General features: G+C 43.7%; 23 protein-coding genes and 2 pseudogenes. 19 read left to right on the forward strand and 6 right to left on the reverse strand.

Going from position 1 to position 17,637, the window contains the following annotated elements:
* Positions 1–10: 10 nt before the first annotated feature.
* The 5 genes from sppA to tpx all read left to right on the forward strand — a co-directional run bounded on the left by sppA (position 11) and on the right by tpx (position 3,509).
* Positions 11–1,003: a signal peptide peptidase SppA gene (gene sppA, locus JCM19037_RS05070; RefSeq protein ID WP_042398533.1), complete on the forward strand. Its 993-nt coding sequence runs from the start codon at positions 11–13 to the stop codon at positions 1,001–1,003.
* Between the two features lie 15 nt (positions 1,004–1,018).
* Entirely contained in the window at positions 1,019–1,585 is a 567-nt protein-coding gene (locus JCM19037_RS05075) for an RDD family protein (protein WP_052363565.1), read from the forward strand.
* A gap of 212 nt (positions 1,586–1,797) precedes the next feature.
* The gene (locus tag JCM19037_RS05080; RefSeq protein ID WP_193744661.1) at positions 1,798–2,475 is read left to right on the forward strand and encodes a DUF2953 domain-containing protein; all 678 of its coding nucleotides are present in this window, start codon (positions 1,798–1,800) and stop codon (positions 2,473–2,475) included.
* A gap of 6 nt (positions 2,476–2,481) precedes the next feature.
* The gene (gene ytfJ / locus JCM19037_RS05085) at positions 2,482–2,925 is read left to right on the forward strand and encodes a GerW family sporulation protein (RefSeq protein ID WP_042398540.1); all 444 of its coding nucleotides are present in this window, start codon (positions 2,482–2,484) and stop codon (positions 2,923–2,925) included.
* A gap of 77 nt (positions 2,926–3,002) precedes the next feature.
* Positions 3,003–3,509 carry a thiol peroxidase gene (gene tpx, locus JCM19037_RS05090; protein ID WP_042398545.1) on the forward strand — a complete coding sequence of 169 codons (507 nt, stop codon included), beginning with the start codon at positions 3,003–3,005 and terminating at the stop codon, positions 3,507–3,509.
* A 570-nt stretch (positions 3,510–4,079) separates the two neighbouring features.
* Here tpx and JCM19037_RS22125 read toward each other — a convergent pair.
* Positions 4,080–4,706, reverse strand: a complete 627-nt coding sequence (locus tag JCM19037_RS22125) for a hypothetical protein (protein WP_052363566.1) — start codon at positions 4,704–4,706, stop codon at positions 4,080–4,082.
* A gap of 221 nt (positions 4,707–4,927) precedes the next feature.
* Here JCM19037_RS22125 and JCM19037_RS22130 point away from each other — a divergent pair, with 221 nt between their 5' ends.
* The 6 genes from JCM19037_RS22130 (at position 4,928) to argH (ending at position 9,608) form a co-directional block, all read left to right on the forward strand.
* Entirely contained in the window at positions 4,928–5,269 is a 342-nt protein-coding gene (locus JCM19037_RS22130) for a hypothetical protein (protein ID WP_052363567.1), read from the forward strand.
* 14 nt (positions 5,270–5,283) lie between these two features.
* On the forward strand, positions 5,284–5,409 hold the full coding sequence (locus JCM19037_RS28230; RefSeq protein WP_255357849.1) for a hypothetical protein: 126 nt from the start codon (positions 5,284–5,286) through the stop codon (positions 5,407–5,409).
* Entirely contained in the window at positions 5,409–5,918 is a 510-nt protein-coding gene (locus JCM19037_RS22135; RefSeq protein ID WP_052363568.1) for a class I SAM-dependent methyltransferase, read from the forward strand. The genes JCM19037_RS28230 and JCM19037_RS22135 overlap by 1 nt, the downstream gene beginning before the upstream one ends.
* Before the next feature lie 20 nt (positions 5,919–5,938).
* Complete coding sequence (locus tag JCM19037_RS05105) at positions 5,939–6,772, forward strand: EcsC family protein (protein ID WP_042398548.1); 834 nt, start codon at positions 5,939–5,941, stop codon at positions 6,770–6,772.
* 254 nt (positions 6,773–7,026) lie between these two features.
* The gene (locus tag JCM19037_RS05110) at positions 7,027–8,232 is read left to right on the forward strand and encodes an argininosuccinate synthase (RefSeq protein WP_042398550.1); all 1,206 of its coding nucleotides are present in this window, start codon (positions 7,027–7,029) and stop codon (positions 8,230–8,232) included.
* On the forward strand, positions 8,229–9,608 hold the full coding sequence (gene argH, locus JCM19037_RS05115; RefSeq protein WP_042398553.1) for an argininosuccinate lyase: 1,380 nt from the start codon (positions 8,229–8,231) through the stop codon (positions 9,606–9,608). The genes JCM19037_RS05110 and argH overlap by 4 nt, the downstream gene beginning before the upstream one ends.
* A gap of 31 nt (positions 9,609–9,639) precedes the next feature.
* Here the strand turns inward: argH and JCM19037_RS05120 are convergent, their stop codons facing one another.
* Positions 9,640–10,077 carry a universal stress protein gene (locus JCM19037_RS05120; protein ID WP_042398556.1) on the reverse strand — a complete coding sequence of 146 codons (438 nt, stop codon included), beginning with the start codon at positions 10,075–10,077 and terminating at the stop codon, positions 9,640–9,642.
* Between the two features lie 244 nt (positions 10,078–10,321).
* Here JCM19037_RS05120 and JCM19037_RS05125 point away from each other — a divergent pair, with 244 nt between their 5' ends.
* The 6 genes and pseudogenes from JCM19037_RS05125 to JCM19037_RS05150 all read left to right on the forward strand — a co-directional run bounded on the left by JCM19037_RS05125 (position 10,322) and on the right by JCM19037_RS05150 (position 15,387).
* Positions 10,322–11,086, forward strand: a complete 765-nt coding sequence (locus JCM19037_RS05125) for an SDR family oxidoreductase (RefSeq protein ID WP_042398559.1) — start codon at positions 10,322–10,324, stop codon at positions 11,084–11,086.
* Positions 11,087–11,196: 110 nt separating this feature from the next.
* The gene (locus JCM19037_RS05130) at positions 11,197–11,553 is read left to right on the forward strand and encodes a hypothetical protein (RefSeq protein ID WP_042398561.1); all 357 of its coding nucleotides are present in this window, start codon (positions 11,197–11,199) and stop codon (positions 11,551–11,553) included.
* A 68-nt stretch (positions 11,554–11,621) separates the two neighbouring features.
* Positions 11,622–12,740 (forward strand): alanine dehydrogenase, encoded by a 1,119-nt coding sequence (gene ald, locus JCM19037_RS05135; protein ID WP_042398563.1) that lies wholly within the window; start codon positions 11,622–11,624, stop codon positions 12,738–12,740.
* Between the two features lie 66 nt (positions 12,741–12,806).
* Complete coding sequence (locus JCM19037_RS05140; RefSeq protein WP_042398565.1) at positions 12,807–13,487, forward strand: metal-dependent hydrolase; 681 nt, start codon at positions 12,807–12,809, stop codon at positions 13,485–13,487.
* Positions 13,488–13,704: 217 nt separating this feature from the next.
* On the forward strand, positions 13,705–13,956 hold the full coding sequence (locus JCM19037_RS05145; RefSeq protein WP_042398568.1) for a hypothetical protein: 252 nt from the start codon (positions 13,705–13,707) through the stop codon (positions 13,954–13,956).
* Positions 13,957–14,077: 121 nt separating this feature from the next.
* Positions 14,078–15,387, forward strand: a pseudogene (locus tag JCM19037_RS05150) (DRTGG domain-containing protein).
* A gap of 31 nt (positions 15,388–15,418) precedes the next feature.
* On the opposite strand, the gene JCM19037_RS26735 reads toward JCM19037_RS05150, so the two are convergent.
* Positions 15,419–15,634: a hypothetical protein gene (locus JCM19037_RS26735; RefSeq protein WP_042398571.1), complete on the reverse strand. Its 216-nt coding sequence runs from the start codon at positions 15,632–15,634 to the stop codon at positions 15,419–15,421.
* Positions 15,634–15,927 (reverse strand): annotated as a pseudogene (locus tag JCM19037_RS29890) (hypothetical protein); the annotation flags it as partial. The pseudogene JCM19037_RS29890 and the gene JCM19037_RS26735, both read right to left, overlap by 1 nt.
* Here JCM19037_RS29890 and JCM19037_RS05160 point away from each other — a divergent pair.
* Together JCM19037_RS05160 and JCM19037_RS24930 are read left to right on the forward strand one after the other, a co-directional pair.
* On the forward strand, positions 15,815–16,429 hold the full coding sequence (locus JCM19037_RS05160) for a bifunctional oligoribonuclease/PAP phosphatase NrnA (RefSeq protein ID WP_193744663.1): 615 nt from the start codon (positions 15,815–15,817) through the stop codon (positions 16,427–16,429). The pseudogene JCM19037_RS29890 and the gene JCM19037_RS05160 sit on opposite strands and share 113 nt — an antisense overlap.
* Positions 16,430–16,464: 35 nt before the next feature.
* Positions 16,465–16,773, forward strand: coding sequence for a bifunctional oligoribonuclease/PAP phosphatase NrnA (locus JCM19037_RS24930; RefSeq protein ID WP_152548950.1), 309 nt, complete (start codon positions 16,465–16,467; stop codon positions 16,771–16,773).
* Here JCM19037_RS24930 and ytrI read toward each other — a convergent pair.
* Positions 16,757–17,260, reverse strand: coding sequence for a sporulation membrane protein YtrI (gene ytrI, locus JCM19037_RS05165; protein WP_042398572.1), 504 nt, complete (start codon positions 17,258–17,260; stop codon positions 16,757–16,759). The genes JCM19037_RS24930 and ytrI overlap by 17 nt on opposite strands.
* On the reverse strand, positions 17,257–17,595 hold the full coding sequence (locus JCM19037_RS05170) for a YtrH family sporulation protein (RefSeq protein ID WP_042398575.1): 339 nt from the start codon (positions 17,593–17,595) through the stop codon (positions 17,257–17,259). Before JCM19037_RS05170 ends, ytrI begins: the two co-directional genes overlap by 4 nt.
* Positions 17,596–17,637: the final 42 nt, after the last annotated feature.

The raw sequence follows: 17,637 nt of genomic DNA on the forward strand, positions 1-17,637 counted from the left end.
GGAAGAGAATTTGACTGTTAAACGTTGGATTGCCATAGGGATTGCTGCTCTAGTACTCGTCATCTCCGGTGCGTTTCAGTTAGCAATGACTGTCGCATCCGCAAGCTTTTCAGATATGATTGACTTGGACGGCGGAGATTTCAGGCAAGAAATTATGGAAGTAGGCTCAAACGGACAGATTGCGGTCATAGACCTTAATGGCATGATTATGGATACTGGAGCAGACGATGGATTGTTCGCATCCGGAGGCTACAATCACCGCACGTTTTTACAAAAGCTAGAAACCGCGATGGAAGACACGATGGTCGACGGTATCGTTATTAATGTGGACACACCTGGTGGAGGCGTCGTTGAAAGTGCGTCGATCCATGAGCGAGTTGTAAGAGCCCAAGAAGAGTATGATACCCCGGTGTATATTTCTATGGGAGGGATGGCTGCTTCTGGTGGGTACTATATTTCTGCGCCTGCTGATTACATTGCCGCTCACCCAGCGACAATGACTGGTTCACTCGGCGTCATTATGGACTCGATAAATTTTTCCGAGTTAGCGGAAGAATGGGGGATTTCCCATGAAGTCATCAAATCAGGTGACTATAAAGATATGGGTAGTCCAACGCGAGAGATGACTGACGATGAGGAAGCGATCTTGCAAAGTATGGTTGATGACATGTATGAGGATTTTGTGAAAGTCATTGTTGATGGCAGAGATATGCCTGAAAGCGAAGTTCTTGAACTTGCCCAAGGTCAAATTTTCACTGGAAATCAAGCGCTCGAAAATGGGCTCATTGATGGATTAGGTGATTTGGAACATACCATTGAACATATGGAAGAACAGTTGGAGCTTGATGCAACGGTTATCCATTATACAAATAGTTTTGGAACAGGTTCAATTTGGGGATTGATGGCAGAAGCTGTATCTGGTGATAACCTTACATTAAGTCATTTAGAAGAGCTCGTCACGCATTCTAGTGCACCGAGGCTCATGTATCTCTACCAAGAATAAAGGAGGGACGGTCAAATGGAAATTCCATATGATGAAAACGACAATCGGGCATCTCGCCACCGTGAAGATGAGCAACCGATGCGCACCGCACCGCCCTCAACATATCAAGTAAGTGTGTATGGTGGTTTTTGGCTTCGCTTGTGGGCGTACCTATTGGACCTCATCGTTGTAGGGTCTGTAAATGGTTTGTTGATCTCTCCCATCTTCATCCTATCAGACGCCAATCCGGAATTCTTAACGATCTTTACCGTACATGGAATACTCACGTCAATTATGGCTTACGTGTATTTCCTGTTGATGACAAAGTTTTTTGGGCAAACGCTCGGGAAGATGGCCTTTGGGTTACGCGTCGTGTCTGTCGGTCTTACAAGACCAACATGGGGCGAGGTATTCACACGAGAAGTGCCAGGAAGAATGATTCATCGTGTGCTCGTGATCACGAACATTATGTACGTCGTTGTCGGTTTTCACCCTCATAAAGCGGGTGTACATGACCTGTTGGCAGATACGAGAGTCGTTCGTGATGTTGAGCCGATCCGTGAAGATGATCAAGAAGACGATGAAGACCGCGTAGAAGCATAATAAGAATACACAAAACGACTTCCTTTTTGGAAGTCGTTTTTTGTATGAGGTCAAACGTGTAGCTAGAAGAACCGGATCTATTAGTGAACAAGGCATAGAGGTCACCATTTATATATCCCATGGCTGAAGGGTTATCCCACCTCGTGTACCGTTTAAGGTTTGGATCGTTTGTCTATACTGATGGCAAAGAGACGGGAAAGATGTGGTCAAACATGCTCTATCTGGTGATTGCCATCGTTTTGTTCATTATTATCGTATCGGCTCTCTGGTGTATGAAAATTTCAATTCATGTTCACTATATGCAGGCAAACTTACATGCCGAAGGCGTTATTCGCCTCTCCTTTTTGAAAGGGTGGATGAGTAAGACGTGGAGAGTTCCGAACGTAGAATGGGATGATGAGGAACTATCGGTAAAGTTTAAAAAGAACGAAGATCATTGGTTCAAACCTTCAGAACAATCGCAAATCGAAGAAGAGACGCCGAGGGATTTGTTACATCAATGGGAAGCGTCACGAGCTTTCTTACGCAAAGTGAAAGGTTTTTATGTAATTGTACAAAAGTTTATGGCGACAGTTAACGTTCATGAAATCCAATGGAAAACCCAGTTAGGTACTGGTGATGCTGCTACGACAGGAACGATGACGGGAATGATTTGGACGGTAAAAACGACCGTGATTTCCTTTTTCTCAAATCGAATGAAACTAAAGCAAATGCCGAAAATGAGTGTGCTGCCATTTTATCAAGCGGCGGTATTTCACACCGAATTTACGTGCATACTCCGCTTTCAGGTCGGGCACGCTGTTCTTATGGTCTTACGAGTGCTCAAGCATAGGAAGAAGAGCACACACACAGTATATTCTAACGTGCAATCAGTAAAGAGAGGGGCTTAACTTACAATGTCTGAACATCCAATCCAAGGGCTTATGAAAACAGCCATGGAAAATATTAAAGAAATGGTCGACGTAAATACCATTATTGGAGATCCTGTAGAATCACCTGATGGAAGCGTCATTCTTCCAGTTTCAAAAGTCGGGTTCGGCTTTGCAGCAGGTGGAAGCGAAATCACGCTAAATCGTGCGGTTGATGAAGAGGAGCGCCACCCATTCGGTGGGGGAAGTGGGGGTGGTGTATCCATTACGCCTGTAGCATTTCTCATTGTAGGCAATCACGGTGTGAAAATGATTCACCTAAATAACCAAACACACTTTTATGAGAAATTGTTGGAGTTGACTCCGCAAGTGGTTGAAAAAATTAAGGATCTACTGTCGGATGATCCGAAGACGAAAAACCATACGGAAGTTATCACACATACCCATAAAGACCAAGAACCGCCAATTTAAAGTACGATTCGTTGCTTGTTGCCTCCTAACCCAGTACACTAGTAGTAGTTAGTAGATTGAAGGAGGCAACAATAATCATGGCAAAAGTTACCTTTAAAGGCAACCCGATGACATTGATTGGTGAAGAAGTAAGCGTTGGCGAAAAAGCACCAAACTTTACAGTTTTAAATGCAAGTCTTGAAGAGAAGTCTTTAGAAGACTACCGAGGGCAAGTTGTAGCAATTAGTGTGATCCCATCTATTGACACTGGTGTTTGCGAACAGCAAACGAAGCGTTTCAATGAAGAAGCTGCCCAATTAGAAGGGGTGCACGTACTTACGATTAGCGCCGATCTGCCATTTGCACAAAAGCGTTGGTGTGCAGCAGCAGGTGTAGAGAATCTAACGATGCTGTCAGACCACAGAGACTTCTCGTTTGCAGAAAGCTTCGGTGTTGGCATGAAGGAATTACGATTATTGGCTCGTTCGGTATTCGTCCTTGATCGTGACGGTGTTATTACGTACAAGGAATATGTAAAAGAAGGAACTGAACATCCTGATTATGAAAAGGCGTTACATGCGGTGAAGCAAACGGTCGATGCCTAAATAGAAAATCCGAGCAGGAAGTTTTGACTTCTTGCTCGGATTTTTATTGTGAAGTCATAAAGTTTTTGGTTGTGGGGCTAAACAGAAATGTTAACATCATCGGCGTAGCAGGAAAGACGATAATTTTATGAGAATTGTATACAAGTTGAACTTCAGAATTTCAATGATAGGATCAACATCGCTCTTTGCCGAAGGGTAAAAAGACGTGATTGACGTTTACCACCTGTCACTTATGTGACCATTCTACTCAAACCGGGCACTTTCGGCCCTCAATGGTCACATATATCGCGCTTTGTGACCGTTGACTCCGTTTATGTGCGAATTCACGCTTAAAATCATGATTTTTCTTTCTCAAGTGTCACAGTAATGAATATATGGAGCATTTGGACTTCTTTCCACACACTTTAGCCAGTAGGTAAAAAAGTGAATCGTGTCGCCCTTATTCTCTAAAGAATAAGTTTCTGCTTATAAAGGAAAGCAACGACCACAGCGCAAATGAGAAAAAATTACGTTCATTCTATATCGATCGTCCACAAATAAAATCGCCACCCAATTTCGGGGGTGGCGATTTTATTTGGAATGTTGAACACGTTCGTGGGCAGGATTCGTCGTAAGGGAGTAACACTCGTAGCAAACAGATTCATATACTTGTGAAGCATTGCCAAAGTCTTCAACATTTATTGGGGACCCACTCGTTTGCAACTGTCCATCTAAATAGAGCAAGTGGTGCGTCGCGTCTTGTGAGCAATGCACACAAGGCATCGACAGGTGATGAATGGTAAATCCGCATTCCATCGCTCGTTTGACTGGTTCAAACATCATTCCTGTGTAAGAGATCATCAGTCCGTATGCTTGAATTGTTGAATCATACGCAATGGAGGCAGCAGATAACGCTTCTACTTGTTCATCTGTAAAAAACTGAAGTTCGTCAACAAGAACAACATCGGGTTGAAACGACTCAATTGTGGATAAAAGAAGTGTTCCGTCGTCATATTTTGGAATGACGGTAGCAGGTCGTTTTGTATGTAGCGCGCGGGAAGACACAAAGGCTCCGTCCCGTAAGTCTGTTTCAGGCTTTAAAGTCAGGACACGTTTGCCTTGTTCGTCTAGCTGGTGACCATTCATTATGAGATGTGCAGACTTTGAAGATTTCATAGTACCTAAGATTAGATGACGAACTTTATTCGACCTAAGCATTGTGAACACCTCTTACGTGAGTATATTTCATGAGTAAACGACGTTCGAGTCAAAGCGACATCGAGTGTTGTACAAGATATTATCTTGTCACAGTTTCCACCGAGTTGCAAGATGAGATATCGTATGAATGGTTTCGGAAAAATGTTCGGTTTGTGGAACTGAACTGGAGAAAGAGTGCCGGGTCATGCTAGAATCGAGTGAGACAGATTTGAGGTGGCGTAATGAAACGACAATTAGATGTAGATCAATTATTTCATACACTAGATACAATGACGGAAATCTTAACCGAAGAAGGCCACGGTCAGTACCTTGAGGCGTTGGCCCAAACAGGAGAGAATTTGTTTCGAGGAGAAATTCTCCAAGAACCGCTTTCTGATGGGGCGATTGCTAAGATGGACGCCTTATTCAAACAAGTACATGATACGAGCATAGAGAAAGAAACGGTAAGAAAAGCGTTTCAACTAGCAATTATTAAAGGCATGAAACAGTCGGTGCAACCACACCATGCAATGACCCTGATGGGATCGCAGTATTTTCATCTTACCTTATTCAGCGCCTCATAGGAGCTGATCAAAAAGTGACGGTTTATGATCCTGCAGTTGGTACAGGGAACTTGCTAACTGCGGTTATGAACCATACCGACAATATTCAAAAGGGCATTGGGCTGAAGTCGATGAGTCGCTCATCAACCTTGCGTATGTGATGTCGAATCTTCAACAATATGACTTAGAACTGTTACAGATGGACAGTGTTCGTGAACAAGGCATCCCAGACGTAGATCTGATCCTTTCTGACTTACCAATCGGCATTTATACAAACGATGATGTCATCGAATCATTTGAATCGAAACCTGACGAAGCACGGATGCCAGCAGAGTATGCGCTTATAGAGAACAGTTTGAAGTCTTTAAAGCCTGGTGGTATTGGACTGTACCTCATTCCGAATGACATGTTTTCGAGAGACCACTCCGAGAATTTTCGCTCCTTCATGAAACGAGAAGCGATTACACTTGGCATGTTGCAGTTACCGGCTTCGATGTTTAAAGCAGAAAAGCACCAAAAGAGTATATGGATGATTCAAAAGAAGGGGCCGGGGGTAACGGCGCCGTCACAAGCACTGCTTGCTGAACTCCCGTCATTTCAACGTGCAGATGCACTTTCTGACATGATGACGCGTATTAATGATTGGTTTTTGAAGTATTTCAGCCGCTAATATCCGGGAGGACAAATGATATGGACCAAGATCAGCGATATGAAAGACAGCTTGCTATATCGGAATGGGAACGTTTATATTTTCAACAATCATCGAGTGGCGTTACCACTTCAGAGCCATGGGCAGTAGATACAAAAAAAAGAATACCGGAGAGGTATGAAAAGCGGCTTATTGATTTACTAGATCGGTTTGTTTTTTATACGCAGACACTTATTCTTAATTCCAGCACACAGCATGACACGGAACAGCGTATGCTCACAACGGCTCGAGTGTTTGACGATCGCGTTCAAGAGATCGCCGACTTAAAACAGTTGCGCTATGAACAAAATCGCTTCTTACTCGAACAGAGTACAGCGAAGCAACGGCTTATTTCTTTTGGTCAAGGCGGACTCACGGGCTTAGGAGGACCGATGCTACTTGCGGCAGATCTTCCATTAATGTTGGCGATTAATTTGCGAACTGTGCAATTATCCGCGATGTCATTTGGTTATGATTTGCGGCACCCTGCGGAAATGATGATTGCGCTGAAAGCATTCCATACCGCAACATTGCCCCGGAAGTTGCAACACGCAGCCTGGATCGAGCTTCAACATGAGAAAGAACGACTCGCTACCAGTTTCCCACTGTTTTATGATGGTGAAGAAGAAGTGATTACGACCGAATGGTTACAACAGCCTCTTCGGCAAATTGGAAAGTTGGCAATCATTACGATGCTTCGCAAGAAAATGGTGCAAGGCATACCGGTTGCGGGCATTTTCTTAGGAGCGATGAGTAACTATCAGTTCAGTCGGCAAGTGTCAGAAATCAGTGCCCATTATTATGAGAAACGGTATTTAGAAGACATGGCTGATTGATTTAATTATGCAAATTAATATGTAGCCTCAAAACCGAAACCTTAATTATTCAGGGTTTCGGTTTTTGATTTATACATTTTTATAAAAATGTATGTATAAGTATTGAGTTATTTTGCACGTGATGATACAGTATGAGTAGAATAAAAAACAAACAGTTTTGCATGTTTACTAACCCATTATGAATAAAAATAAAAGCGAACGCTCGTATAAGGAGGTGAACAAGAGAAGTGGTGCGCTTACTTCTCTTGTAAACAATGAATAAACAAAAAGTTGTGTTAGCATACTCAGGTGGTTTGGATACATCCGTTGCCGTTCGTTGGTTGATGGATCAAGGATATGAAGTTATTGCTGTTGGTCTAGATGTTGGGGAAGGCAAAGACCTAGAGACGGTTAAACAAAAAGCGATTGATGTTGGGGCAACCCAGTCATATACGATTGATGCAAAGAAAGAATTCGCAGAAGAGTTTGTACTTCCTGCTTTACAGGCGCGAGCAATGTACGAAGATAAGTATCCACTCGTTTCTGCATTATCAAGACCGTTAATTGCTAAGAAACTTGTGGAAATTGCTGAGCAGACAGGCGCTGGAACGATTGCGCACGGGTGTACTGGGAAAGGAAATGACCAAGTCCGCTTTGAAGTTTCCATTCAAGCGCTAAATCCTGACTTTGATGTCATTGCCCCAGTTCGTGAATGGGGTTGGTCACGTGACGAAGAGATTGAATATGCAAAACAGCATAACATCCCCGTTCCTGTTGATCTTGAGAATCCATACTCCATTGACCAGAACCTTTGGGGAAGAAGCAATGAGTGTGGCATTCTTGAAGACCCTTGGGCGACGCCGCCTGAAGGGGCTTATGACTTAACGAAGCCATTAGAAGATACACCCGATCAACCAGATATTATTGAAATTGAATTCCAAGCAGGAAAACCTGTAGCGATTGACAATAAAGCGTATGAACTAGATGAATTAATTATGCAGTTGAATAAAGTAGCAGGAAAACATGGTGTCGGTCGTATCGACCATGTGGAAAACCGCCTCGTTGGCATTAAATCAAGAGAAGTCTATGAAACACCGGGGGCGACAACGTTGCTAACGGCTCATAAAGAGCTAGAAGATCTCACATTGCCTCGTGAAGTCGCTCATTTCAAACCGGTTGTGTCTAAGCAATTAACAGAGCTTATCTACCAAGGTCTTTGGTTTTCATCATTGCGTCCGGCATTGCTTGCGTTTTTAGACGAAACGCAAAAGAATGTTACTGGGAAAGTACGCGTAAAACTATTTAAAGGTCATGCAATCGTTGAAGGACGCCAATCTCCGTTCTCACTTTACGATGAGAAATTGGCCACGTATACGTCCGAAGATGAATTTGATCATAATGCAGCCGTTGGTTTCACGAAGCTTTGGGGCTTACCGACGAAAGTTCACAGTCAAGTGGTAAAGAACGGTGTGAACGTATGACGAAGCTTTGGGGTGGACGATTTACTAAAGAAGCAGAAGCTTGGGTAGATGAATTTGGAGCTTCCATCGGCTTTGATCAACAGTTGGTTTTTCAAGATTTGGAAGGGAGCATGGCACATGCGGCCATGCTTTCCTCTTGCCAAATCATTTCTAAAGAAGACGAAGAGCAGATCCAAAAAGGACTCACAGTTTTAAAAGAGAAAGCGGAAAAAGGCGAACTTGTTTTTGATGTGAAATATGAAGACATTCACATGAATATCGAGAAGTTATTAAGAGACGAGATCGGAGACGTTGCCGGTAAGCTACATACCGCAAGAAGTCGAAACGACCAAGTGGCAACAGACATGCATTTGTATGTTAGAAATGAAACGCATGAATTAATCGTAATGGTTCAGGAGTTGCAACAAGTGTTGGTCACGCAAGCGGAGAAACACGTTGAGACGTTAATACCAGGTTACACGCACCTTCAACGTGCTCAACCCGTCTCATTTGCGCATCATTTATTAGCGTATGTATCGATGTTTAGTCGGGATGAAGGGAAGTTGGTCGACAGCTTAAAGCGCGTAAACATTTCGCCACTTGGAGCCGGCGCTCTTGCGGGAACAACATTTCATATTAATCGTCAACAAACGGCAAAAGCATTAGGTTTTGACAACGTGTATACGAATAGTATGGATGCGGTGAGTGATCGGGACTATTTAATCGAGTTTCTTAGCATTGCCTCAACGATTATGATGCACTTATCAAGATTTTCAGAAGAGATTATTCTTTGGTCGAGCCAAGAGTTCAATTTTGTTGAATTGGACGATACGTTTGCGACGGGAAGTAGCATTATGCCACAGAAGAAAAACCCAGATATGGCAGAACTCGTTCGTGGGAAAACAGGACGAGTGTACGGAAGCTTATTGTCTATGCTTACAACGTTAAAAGGTCTGCCACTCGCATATAACAAAGATATGCAAGAAGATAAAGAAGGGATATTTGACACTGTGAAGACGGTGAAAGGGTCGTTAAAGATTTTTACAGGCATGATTGACTCAATGATTGTAAACAAAGACGAGACAGAGCGAGCGACCCAATCAGATTTCTCGAATGCAACCGAGCTTGCAGATTATCTTGCAAACAAAGGCATGCCGTTTCGAGAAGCTCATGAAATTGTTGGCAAACTCGTATTGCAATGCATCCAGCAAGGCATTGTTCTCAATCAGTTGCCATTAGAGACGTTCCATAGCATGAGTGAGTTGTTTGAGCCAGATATTTATACGGCGCTTGATCCTTACGAGGCGGTTGCAAGAAGAACGAGTGAGGGCGGAACAGGATTTACTGTTGTACGCGAGGCGATTGCCGCTCATAAAAAAGAGTTAGGCTTAAAATAAAACGAGTGTGGGTCCTATGCCCACACTCGTTTTATTTACGGCGTACAATTAACACATCGCAAGTTGCTTGTCGAACGATGGCTTCTGACACACTACCAATCACGATTCGTTCAACTTTGTTGGCGCCTGTAGCTCCTGCCATGATCAAATCAATGTCATACTTTGGCGCGATATAGCGTGTAATTCTGACTTTTGGAGAACCGAAGTCGAGAACCGTTTCAATTTCTTCGACACCATTTTCTTTTGCTTGCTTTTTGTAATTCTCTAACGTTTCTTTCGCTTGTTCTTCTGCTCGTTTCACAATTTGTCGATCAAACCGTTCGATGGTAGCAAAGGATTTTGTATCAATGACGGTAACGATGAACAGCTTTGCTCCTTGGTCTGCAGCGAATTCGCATGCTTGGTCAAACGTATAGTTCGACTCCGTAGAACCGTCCACCCCTACGAGTATTCTGTTATAGCGACGCACAATGACTCCTCCTCACATAACTTAAGTAAACGTAAAATCAATGCAAGATAATAATAACAGTTCTTCTATGTTAGGTGTTACCTTTATGCACCAATTTTAAACCTATTCAATAGGGTTTTTAGGTAAATCGTGAAAAAATTGACGAAAATGAATGAAAGAAGGCGTTTAAGGGTCTCATGCTTTTTATCTACTACGAAACATAGTAAGATCGTGGGTAACGATGTGTAGTTTGGAGGAAGACGGCATGAAGCATGCACTAGTAACCGCAGGTTCAAAGGGATTGGGACGGAAAGTGACAGAAATGCTCATCAAAGAAGGATACGTTGTCACAATCAGTTACCGGAGTGACCGGGCATCTGTAGACGCTCTAAAAACAGACCTCGATGTGGATCGCGACAAACTGTTGGCTGTACAGGCGGACGTGACAAAGAGCGATGACATTGAGCGTTTGTTTAGAACAGCAATCGATCATTTTGGCCGTTTAGATGTGCTCGTAAACAATGCAGGACCGTATATATTTGAACGAAAGAAAATCTATGACTATACAAACGCTGAATGGGATGAAATGATTATGGGCAACTTGACAAGCATGTTTCAAATGGTGAAGTATGCACTGCCCGTAATGCGCAAACAACAGTATGGAAGAATTATTGCATACGGCTTTCAAGATGTTGGACATGCCCCTGGGTGGCTGTACCGTGGACCCTACGGGGCAGCAAAAGCAGGACTCGCTTCATTCATCAAAACACTTGCTCTCGAAGAAGCGCCATACGGGATTACTGCAAATATGGTTGTGCCAGGCAAAATTGTTGGTGAGATGAAAGAAGCCTCAATCGAGGCGAGCCGGCAAATTCCTGACGAACAAACGCCAGTAGGTCGGTCTGGGACAGGAGAAGATATTGCGAGAACGATTGCCTTTTTGATTCATGAGGATGCGGATATGGTAACGGGAAGCATCGTTGAAGTGACTGGCGGAGTCGATGTTCTTCATCAACGAAGGCACGAATAAAACGATGTAGTGACAGTCGTAATCATTGTATAAAGTCACCAAGAATGGTCATCTTATACAGTAGAGGTGATCACAGTCGTGAGAGGATACGTATCTTTTTTGATGCTTTTATGTTTGCTGTTTGCGGGGCCTTTGTTGAAGAAGCGCACGCTGATGAATTAATGGAAAGCTTTTCTTTAAGAGTTACGATTGAAACAAAGGATAATGTGTACCAATGGAAGTATGATAATCCCGATTATTATGAGTTTCAGGACGGAGATCATGTGCTTAGAGCAGAAGACGCGAAAGTGCACGTGGATAATATGTCCGAGCAGCTGCACGTAGATGAACGAGTCACTTCCGATCAGCTTGCAGCCCGAATTAAGGAGTTATTTCCTAAGTTAAAGTCGATGGATGTTCGTTGGCGCAATAAAGATAGTGAACTGTACACGTGGCGATGGAAAAATGACCAAGTGCTGGTTGATTAATCCCCTCTTATAGTCTATCTTTGAGAGAGATAATGAAAGCCAACCTATAATGATAAGGGCGTGGGGAAATGAAGATTGGCGTACCCAGAGAAGTGAAAAATCAAGAAAACCGTGTGGCGATGACACCAACCGGTGTTGTCCTTCTTACACGTCAAAACCATGAAATATTCGTGGAAAAGTCTGCTGGTGTAGGTTCAGGGTTTACGGATGAACAATACATCGAAGCGGGTGCCGTAATTGTTGATTCGGCAGAAGAAGCGTGGTCGAAAGATCTAATCGTAAAAGTGAAAGAACCAGTGAAAGAAGAGTATCAGTACTTTAGAAAAGGGCAGTTGTTGTTTACATATCTTCACCTTGCCGCTGAAGAAGAACTTACGAAAGCTCTTTTAGAGAATGAAGTAACATCGATTGCTTATGAAACGGTACAACTTCCAGATGGGTCTTTGCCGTTGCTTACACCGATGAGTGAAGTAGCGGGCAGAATGTCGACACAAATGGGTGTGCAGTATTTAGAGAAAACAAAAGGCGGTAAAGGCATTCTTCTTGCAGGGGTTCCAGGTGTTCAGCGTGGAAAGGTAACCATCATCGGAGGTGGGGTAGCCGGTACGAATGCTGCTAAGATTGCTCTTGGTCTCGGTGCAAGTGTCACAATTCTTGACTTGAGCCCACAACGTTTGCGGGAATTGGATGACTTATTTGGTTCATCTGTAAACCTTCTTGTTTCTAATCCGGTCACGATCGAACAATCCGTAAAAGAAGCGGATGTTGTCATTGGTGCTGTGCTTATTCCAGGAGCAAAAGCACCGAAGCTTGTGAAGGAAGAGACGATTAAGCAGATGCAACCTGGATCAGTACTCGTTGATATTGCGATCGATCAAGGCGGGATTTTTGAAACTACTGATCGGATTACGACACATGATGATCCGGTGTATACGAAACATGATGTGTTACACTATGCAGTTGCGAACATGCCAGGTGCCGTCCCTCGTACGTCTACCATAGCGTTGACGAATGTGACTACGCCGTTTGTATCTGCATTGGCAAGCAAAGGTCTTGTCAAAGCGTTCCAAGAAGATGTGACGCTTAGTAAAGGTTTGAACACGATTGATGGAAAACTGACGTACCGAGCAGTTGCAGAAGCGATGAATTTACCTTACACATCAATGGAAGAGGCACTGCAACCGTAATCGACGTTTATACAACGTACAAACCGGTAATAGACTAGAGATGAATCTATGAAAAGGGTGATGAAGATGAACCTGACATTCCATGGACAATCTTTTGTAGAGATTCAAACAGGAGACTATACGGTCCTTATTGATCCATTTATTACCGGAAATGATACGTGCGACATTTCACCAGAAGATGTGAACCCAGATGCGATTCTATTAACACACGGTCATGCTGATCATTTAGGTGACACCGTGGAGATCGCTAAAAGAAGTGGAGCACTCGTCGTGGCCACTCATGAACTTGCCACTTATCTTGGTGGGAAAGGGTTAGAGACACATCCATTAAACATTGGTGGAGGATATGAGTTTCCATTTGGTCACGTGAAACTGACACAAGCGTTTCATAGCTCATCATTCCAAGAAGAGGATGGCCAAATTATTTATCTTGGAATGCCAACAGGCATATTGTTTACTGCCGAAGGCAAGACCATTTACCATGCCGGTGACACATCTCTGTTCTCTGACATGAAGCTAATCAGTGAGCAATATGATCTCAAAGCTGCATTCCTGCCAATTGGTGACAATTTCACGATGGGGCCTGCGGATGCGAAACTTGCGGCGGAATGGTTAAAACCAGATCTTGTCATTCCAGTGCACTACAATACGTTCCCGCTCATTGAACAAGACGGTGATGCATTCGTCGATTCGATTGCACCCGTTCAAGGGAATGCGTTGAAACCTGGAGAGTCTGTCGAGATTTAACGTGACGACGTAATGTAAATTCATGTTTCGTGCGAATGATTGCCGGAGCTTCATTTGTTCAACACCCCAACTGTTATTGTTAAAAAGAACGGTTGGGGTGTTTTTATTAGAAATACGTCGTCCAATCCTTCTGGTCACACACGTGTACGAGCATAGTGCATTTGCCTTTTGCATAAGGTGATAAAGACAGACACTTTTTGAAAGAGGTGCACAAGCGATGCGGTTACGCTTATGGATTTGTATACTTGTTGCTGGCTTTTTGCTTTATCATGCAATTGAACAGTTCTATTTAGGCACGGCAGGATTGGCGGGATGGTTTTCCTTGTTTTGGTTTGCATTTTGCTTGCTCGTCATCGGGGGAAACCTCTCTTTGCTGTTAACGAACCGAAAAAGGGTCCTTCGTAATCCAACAGAATGGCGGACAAAAGAAGAATCTACCGTAAGTCAACGAGGGCGTGCTCGCCTTTGAACTTGAACAACGACTAGCGCATCGATATAATTAAACAGACAAACAAAAAACTTGGCACAAGGCCAAGTTTTTCTAGGTGCGCGGAATGGTAACTTGTAAGAAAGAATGAGGTGGTGCGCTTTTGAGTACAAAACATGAACAAATTTTACAATACATTTCGCAATTAAACATCGGCGAAAAAATATCCGTTCGACAAATTGCCAAAGCGTTACACGTGAGTGAAGGAACGGCTTATCGAGCGATTAAAGAAGCCGAGAATCAAGGACTTGTGACGACCATCGAACGAGTCGGAACGATACGGGTGGAACAAAAGTTAAAAGAAAACATTGATCATCTCACCTTTGCAGAAGTTGTGAACATTGTTGATGGACAAGTTCTCGGTGGCAGGGGCGGATTACATAAAACGTTGCAACGATTTGTCATCGGTGCGATGAAAATGGAAGCAATGATGCGCTATGTAGAGCCTGGCAATCTATTGATTGTCGGAAATCGCTATCAAGTGCATCGACTTGCATTAGAGGCCGGAGCGGCGGTGCTTATCACCGGTGGTTTTGGAACAAATGAAGAGATTATTCAGTATGCCAATGAGCAGTCGTTGCCTATTATTACGACGAGTTATGATACATTTACAGTAGCGAGCATGATTAACCGAGCGATCTATGACCAGTTGATTAAAAAAGAGATTGTCGTCGTTGAAGACATTTTGATTCCACTACAAGAAACCTACTTTCTAACAACAGATAATATGGTTGAGCGGTGGCATCAACTAAACGCCAAAACGAGTCATAGCCGGTACCCGGTCGTGAATCATGAGATGAAAGTACAAGGGATGGTTGCGGCCAAAGATATTCTTTCAATGAAAGAAAGCACGCCCGTGGAAAAAGTGATGACGAAAGATCCAATTACTGTTCAAGCTTCAATGTCTCTTGCTTCGGCTGCGCACATTATGGTGTGGGAAGGCATTGAACTTTTGCCAGTCATCGACGATGAGGCGAAACTCGTTGGAGTCATTAGCCGTCAAGATGTGCTCAAAGCGTTGCAAATGGCCCAAAGACAACCGCATGTTGGGGATACGTTGGACGACGTCGTCACTAGGCAAGTGGAAGAAGCGCCGACAGGGACGGTTTATGATTACGTGTGCCATCTCACTCCGCAAATGACAAATCCGATTGGGATGATTTCATACGGCGTGTTATCGACACTCGTCACTGAGTAGGTAGTCGGCTGTTGCGTCGTCATAAACGTGGAGATGTCGTTGTGGAAAATCTATCTTTATACTTCCTGAAGCCAGTTCAAATTGAGAGCTTTATTGAAATGAAAGGCAAGATTCTAGAAGTGAGTAGAAAAAGTGGAAAAGTGGACGTTGAGCTATTCTTCAAAGATGAGCTCGTTGGAAAAGGGTTAATGACAGCACAACTATTAGAACGTTAAAAAACAGCCGCAAGAGCAGCTGTTTTTCGTCTTAGTTTTGCTGAGAGCGAAGCGCCTCGACTTCTTCTTTTGCGTACGGACGAATGATCTTGTTTGAACGAACACCGTAGTATACGAAGATCCCGCCGAGTATTGCAAATACTGCACCAACAACGAGGTCGACCCAGCCGCGGAAAGAAAACAAGAACAGTACACCAGGGCAAGGATGAATACGCCAAGTGCGATCATTGCCTTTGTTTGATACCATTGCTTTAGATGTTCTCCATTCACGCGAAATCGCTTATATTTATAATAGACGTAAAGCGCAATTGCGACGGTAATAATGAGAATGACAGCAATCGAGAAAAAAGCCATGTGGAGTCCCCTTTCTAGTTTCGATTCTAGTGTACAGGAACAAAATGTGAAGCACAACAGAGGAGAAGTGACAGTGAAGCAAAACTTATTGGACACCATCGAAAAACATGACACGATTATTATCGTTCGACACGTTCGCCCCGATCCCGATGCGTTCGGTTCACAAAAAGGGTTGGCAGAACTCATTCAATTAAATACGAATAAAACGGTTTACGTGGCAGGTGAAGACGAACCTTCCCTTTCGTTTCTTGCAACGATGGACAATGTTCCAGAAGACGTGTGGAAACGCGCACTCGTCATTATCTGTGATACAGCAAACCGTGAACGCATTGATGGTAAGCAGTATGAAGACGCCTTAGCGACGTTTAAAGTTGATCACCATCCACCAATTGATCAATATGCGGATGAAGAATGGGTGGATACCGAGTGTAGTTCCACATCAGAGATGGTGACTCGGTGGTATGTAGATGTAGCGAAGCCGAATGGTTGGAAGATGTCAGATGCGGCGGCTACGTTATTGTACGCAGGCATTGTCGGAGACACCGGGCGCTTCCGCCATCCGAATACGACGTCGGACACGCTAAAGGCCGCGAGTGTTTTATTTGAAAACAATATTGATCTACGGAGCTGTTCGCAAATCTTTATAAGAAACCACTCCAGCTCGTCCAACTGGAAGGAGAAGTATTAAGCGAGGTTGCGCTCAGTGAAGCAGGTGTTTCGGTCATGACAATTCGCCGTCACCAATTGGACAAGTACAATGTGAGCGTAAACGAGTCATCTGCGCTCGTTCATTCAATTTCCGATGTTGAAGGGTTACTGGCTTGGGTCATGTTCGTTGAACTTAGTGATGGAACGTTTCGGGTTCGATTGCGTTCGAAAGCACCGGTCATTAACGGTTTGGCAGAAAGGTACGGAGGAGGCGGACATCCGCTTGCTGCAGGTGCTCTTGCTAAAGATGAATCTGAAATCGCCGCAATCGTTTCTGAGTTGAATGCACTCGCCAGTTCGTTCAAAGCTAATCAGACACCGTAACAATGTCAGCGTGAATGGCAAGGGTTGAATAGAAGATTGCCCGGTTCACGACGAGCATATATTCATGATCATTCACGCTAAAACGCTTGTTTTCAATCGTGCGAATGACGAGTTCTTGATTGCTTGCGACATTCGATAACTCTTGATGTAAGAGGGGTTCGAGCTCATCGATTGCTTGTTGCCTAAGATCAAACAACGTTAACTCACTGAGTCTGCTTTCCCGTTCGTTTTCAAACGTAATCTCGATTCCTTCGATCGTTAACGTTTCTTCATCTTCATTTTGCTCTTCTTCTCTCGCAAGGAGAAGCTCGATTTGGTCTTCCAATTGCGCAACTTTGAGCTCGTTTTTTCGCAGTTCTACAACGGTTCGTTCATGAATGTTTCCAAATTGAAATACAAACACAGACCAACCGACAAGGATTCCGATGAGCACGCCCGCCAAAAAACGTTGCCAGTTCGGCCGTTTATGAAAAGGTGGGATTCTCATGGGTACATTTGTTCCTGGGTGATCCATTGGATAATGAGAGCACCTGCATTTGCGCCGGAAAGTGCCGACAATACCATGAATATCGTCTTATAAATATCAATGTGTGTACCTGCAAAAAGTCCTCTCTCAAGGCTTGTGATGGCATCAAAGGTGCCTCCAATTGCTGCTACAAGCGCCCAAATCTTTAGACTACCTGCAAGGTCGTGAATCGCTGTAAGCGGAGGCTTTCCGATAATAAACGCACCAATTCCACCGATCAGTGCACCACCTAATACAACACCAAAAGCAACGAAGAAATCAATGACAAGTGTTGCGGCAAACTCTCTGCTGAACATCTGTCGCGCCCCTTTCTGATCAGCTAGACAAACACGTCTATT

The sequence above is a fragment of the Geomicrobium sp. JCM 19037 genome (assembly GCF_000698105.1).
Taxonomy (GTDB): Bacteria; Bacillota; Bacilli; order Bacillales; family Marinococcaceae; genus Geomicrobium_A.

Excerpts from the sequence above, each read along its gene's own strand:
- ytfJ (WP_042398540.1), top strand. The coding sequence starts at position 2,482 with ATGTCTGAACATCCAATCCAAGGGCTTATGAAAACAGCCATGGAAAAT.
- JCM19037_RS05170 (WP_042398575.1), bottom strand. The coding sequence starts at position 17,595 with ATGTTCAGCAGAGAGTTTGCCGCAACACTTGTCATTGATTTCTTCGTT.
- JCM19037_RS24930 (WP_152548950.1), top strand. The coding sequence starts at position 16,465 with ATGACAATTCGCCGTCACCAATTGGACAAGTACAATGTGAGCGTAAAC.
- JCM19037_RS22125 (WP_052363566.1), bottom strand. The coding sequence starts at position 4,706 with ATGCTTAGGTCGAATAAAGTTCGTCATCTAATCTTAGGTACTATGAAA.
- JCM19037_RS05145 (WP_042398568.1), top strand. The coding sequence starts at position 13,705 with ATGCGGTTACGCTTATGGATTTGTATACTTGTTGCTGGCTTTTTGCTT.
- JCM19037_RS26735 (WP_042398571.1), bottom strand. The coding sequence starts at position 15,634 with ATGGTATCAAACAAAGGCAATGATCGCACTTGGCGTATTCATCCTTGC.
- JCM19037_RS05105 (WP_042398548.1), top strand. The coding sequence starts at position 5,939 with ATGGACCAAGATCAGCGATATGAAAGACAGCTTGCTATATCGGAATGG.
- JCM19037_RS05140 (WP_042398565.1), top strand. The coding sequence starts at position 12,807 with ATGAACCTGACATTCCATGGACAATCTTTTGTAGAGATTCAAACAGGA.
- ytrI (WP_042398572.1), bottom strand. The coding sequence starts at position 17,260 with ATGAGAATCCCACCTTTTCATAAACGGCCGAACTGGCAACGTTTTTTG.
- argH (WP_042398553.1), top strand. The coding sequence starts at position 8,229 with ATGACGAAGCTTTGGGGTGGACGATTTACTAAAGAAGCAGAAGCTTGG.
- tpx (WP_042398545.1), top strand. The coding sequence starts at position 3,003 with ATGGCAAAAGTTACCTTTAAAGGCAACCCGATGACATTGATTGGTGAA.
- JCM19037_RS05080 (WP_193744661.1), top strand. The coding sequence starts at position 1,798 with ATGCTCTATCTGGTGATTGCCATCGTTTTGTTCATTATTATCGTATCG.
- JCM19037_RS05110 (WP_042398550.1), top strand. The coding sequence starts at position 7,027 with ATGAATAAACAAAAAGTTGTGTTAGCATACTCAGGTGGTTTGGATACA.
- JCM19037_RS05075 (WP_052363565.1), top strand. The coding sequence starts at position 1,019 with ATGGAAATTCCATATGATGAAAACGACAATCGGGCATCTCGCCACCGT.
- JCM19037_RS05125 (WP_042398559.1), top strand. The coding sequence starts at position 10,322 with ATGAAGCATGCACTAGTAACCGCAGGTTCAAAGGGATTGGGACGGAAA.
- JCM19037_RS05130 (WP_042398561.1), top strand. The coding sequence starts at position 11,197 with ATGTTTGCTGTTTGCGGGGCCTTTGTTGAAGAAGCGCACGCTGATGAA.
- JCM19037_RS22130 (WP_052363567.1), top strand. The coding sequence starts at position 4,928 with ATGAAACGACAATTAGATGTAGATCAATTATTTCATACACTAGATACA.
- ald (WP_042398563.1), top strand. The coding sequence starts at position 11,622 with ATGAAGATTGGCGTACCCAGAGAAGTGAAAAATCAAGAAAACCGTGTG.
- JCM19037_RS22135 (WP_052363568.1), top strand. The coding sequence starts at position 5,409 with ATGTCGAATCTTCAACAATATGACTTAGAACTGTTACAGATGGACAGT.